We start from the raw sequence: 2,800 nt of genomic DNA on the forward strand, positions 1-2,800 counted from the left end.
CACATCGAGAAAAGATTGACACATACATATGTAATGATTATATTGACAGAGGCCGAAATACATGATATATTGTAACCTGTCTTATGGAGGTATACCCAAGTGGCTGAAGGGATCGGTCTTGAAAACCGACAGGCGGGTCAAACCGCGCGGGGGTTCAAATCCCTCTACCTCCTCCATTTCATTACAAATGCGCATAAATTGGAGATAGAACCACCAAGCCGTTACATCCTATTGTAGCGGTTCTTTTTCAGGGACATTCCAATAAGGCACCTGCCGGAAATATGTATGTTCGTAGTAATACGTCTTGACATTCCGGATGACAGCAGGTATAGTACATAAAAACAAAGGAAATGAACGAAGAAAAGGTCAGTAGCGGTTAGCTGCCGTAAGAGATTGGAATTCAACGGCTGTGAGATTCCATCGGATGTTGCTGTCGTGAAACCTACCTTGGAGTTGTCAGCTATAGCTGACCGCATACCTTTTGCGTTATCAAAAAAGTGGGCATGGTGTGTATTTCTATGCCAACAAAGGTGGTACCACGGAACCCTTCATTTCGTCCTTTTTCGAAGGATGACATGAAGGATTTTTATTTTATTTGTGAGGAGTGATGGGCATCATGGCGGAAAAAATGGCGTTTATCGGGGCAGGGTCGATGGCTGAATCTATTCTGTCGGGGATTTTGAACAGTGGATTTTTACCAAAAGAAAACATTATGGTGACCAATAAATCCGATCAGAAGCGGTTGGAGCATCTCGGGAAGCAATACAACATTTCCTATGTTGAGGATAAACAGCAGACGGTGGCGGACGCTCATATTGTTTTGCTTGCTGTCAAGCCATATGACATGGAAGCAGCCATTGATTCGATCCGTGATCATTTGGATACGGGACAACTGCTTATATCCATCGCTGCGGGTGTATCAACAGAAACCATTTCTCAAATGCTGGGTCGTGACATACCGGTCATACGGGCGATGCCGAACACATCAGCAGCAGCTGGGGCGTCTGCCACAGCTATAACGAGAGGGAAATTTGCGACAGAGGACCATCTTGCCACTGCTTTGGAATTGTTCAGCACGTTGGGAACGGCAACAGAGGTTGCTGAAGAAGACATGCATACCGTTACAGCTATTGCGGGAAGCGGGCCGGCGTACGTTTACTATCTGGTTGAGTCCATGGAAGCGGCAGCGATTGAAGCAGGTCTGAACAAACAAACAGCGCAGGAACTGCTAATACAGACGATTGCCGGTGCGGCAGAAATGCTGAGATCCTCCGGGGAGGATCCTTCTAAACTACGCGAAAATGTTACCAGTCCGGGCGGGACGACACAGGCTGGATTGGAAGCATTGGATCAAGGTCATTTCCGGGAAGCGGTCATGAATTGTGTGACGTCCGCTCGTGAGCGCTCGATTGAATTAGGAAAAACCTTTTAACATAAGGAACCGATCGACTCCCGTGTTCCTTATGTGCAGGGTTAATTTCCGGAACAGGAAGAGGTGGCACATATATATTCCCTTTTAATGGTCTGATCCTATTTGTTTGTCTATGTGCTGCTGTACTTGTCGGATAATCGCCTCCAAATCGTCCTGGTGGTTGACAAAATCCCTGTCGTCTCCGTCAATACGAATAATTGACATATCTGGATGGAGCGCTTCAAATGCATTCATATGGGCGTCGTAATCGTCAGCGATTTGAGACAGGTAAGACGGTTGTATATGGTGTTCGATTGTCCTTCCGCGCTTACGAATACGCTCTAACATCGTATCAAGACTCGCATGCAAATAAATCATAATGTTTGGAATAGGTAAATCACGGGTTAAAATATGGTGAATTTGTTTATATTTTTCATATTTATCTTCTGGGAGGGTACGTCCAGCAAAAATCATGTTCTTGGATATATGATAGTCGGCAATAACTGCCTTATGATGGTTTAAGTACGTTCGTTCTATGTCTTCCATTTGCTTAAACCGATTGCAAAGGAAAAACATTTCTGTTTGAAAACTCCATTCATCGCTATTGTTGTAAAATTTATCGAGAAATGGATTCTCTTCAACGATTTCCGGCAGCAAATGATAGCCGAAATAGGCGGATAATTTTTTGGCAAGGGATGTCTTGCCAACCCCAATCGGTCCTTCAATGGCAATGAACGGAACAGTTGGCATATGAACCCTCCGATCACGTTGGTTATTGCTTTATTGTAGCATATACGAAAGTGACCTTCCATGGTTTTGAAAATGTGCCTTTTCATATGAGCGGGATTTCTGTATAATAAAGATGGTGCTTTTTAGTGTAACGCTCCCTTTATAACAACGCCCCCGTAGCTCAGGGGATAGAGCAACAGCCTCCTAAGCTGTGTGCGCAGGTTCGATTCCTGCCGGGGGCATTCAAAATGTTATTATGGCGCAGGTTGTGAACGGGTGATACAGACGCAAGCCTAAGCGTTCCGCTCGCCCGATTGTAGTTCACAGATACTTAGTCAATCGGTAATTCAAGGTCTACTTGATACATTAAATCTTCATCTTCATTCCAATAACGCCCTTTTACGCCTAAATACATCACTTTCTTAAAATAACCTATATTGAGTATTTTCTTGTCTTTAGCACTTTTGAAGACTAACTCATAATCAGGTGATTCGAAATCCATATTTGCCGTTGATTCTGTTGTAGCTTTATTCAATTCCTTTACAAGTTTATCTATAAATTCCTCGTCTTCAATCGTATCAACTAATGTAGGGGCTGCTGAATAAATAAAAATGACTGATTGGACAGGAACTTTGCGTCTTTTTGTCGAAATAAGTTGCA

General features: G+C 43.6%; 3 protein-coding genes, 2 tRNA genes and 1 other annotated feature. Of the genes, 3 read left to right on the plus strand and 2 right to left on the minus strand.

Translation table 11 applies throughout. The annotated features are described in order from the left end of the window. The first annotated feature begins 85 nt into the window (after positions 1-85). Positions 86-176, plus strand: a tRNA-Ser gene (locus tag ABDZ72_RS04915). 172 nt (positions 177-348) lie between these two features. Then, positions 349-564, plus strand: a binding site (T-box leader). Positions 565-616: 52 nt separating this feature from the next. Beyond that, positions 617-1,432 carry a pyrroline-5-carboxylate reductase gene (gene proC, locus ABDZ72_RS04920; RefSeq protein ID WP_343751522.1) on the plus strand — a complete coding sequence of 272 codons (816 nt, stop codon included), beginning with the start codon at positions 617-619 and terminating at the stop codon, positions 1,430-1,432. 84 nt (positions 1,433-1,516) lie between these two features. On the opposite strand, the gene ABDZ72_RS04925 is transcribed toward proC, so the two are convergent. Continuing rightward, on the minus strand, positions 1,517-2,161 hold the full coding sequence (locus ABDZ72_RS04925; RefSeq protein ID WP_343751523.1) for a deoxynucleoside kinase: 645 nt from the start codon (positions 2,159-2,161) through the stop codon (positions 1,517-1,519). A 149-nt stretch (positions 2,162-2,310) separates the two neighbouring features. On the opposite strand from ABDZ72_RS04925, the gene ABDZ72_RS04930 reads away from it, so the two are divergent. After that, positions 2,311-2,382: transfer RNA gene (locus tag ABDZ72_RS04930), tRNA-Arg, on the plus strand. A gap of 89 nt (positions 2,383-2,471) precedes the next feature. Here ABDZ72_RS04930 and ABDZ72_RS04935 read toward each other — a convergent pair. Then, positions 2,472-2,800: hypothetical protein (locus tag ABDZ72_RS04935; RefSeq protein ID WP_343751524.1), on the minus strand; the 329-nt coding region annotated here is incomplete at its 5' end.

The organism is Lentibacillus halophilus (genome assembly GCF_039522485.1).
Taxonomy (GTDB): domain Bacteria; phylum Bacillota; class Bacilli; order Bacillales; family Amphibacillaceae; genus Lentibacillus; species Lentibacillus halophilus.

Excerpts from the sequence above, each read along its gene's own strand:
- proC (WP_343751522.1), top strand. The coding sequence starts at position 617 with ATGGCGGAAAAAATGGCGTTTATCGGGGCAGGGTCGATGGCTGAATCT.
- ABDZ72_RS04925 (WP_343751523.1), bottom strand. The coding sequence starts at position 2,161 with ATGCCAACTGTTCCGTTCATTGCCATTGAAGGACCGATTGGGGTTGGC.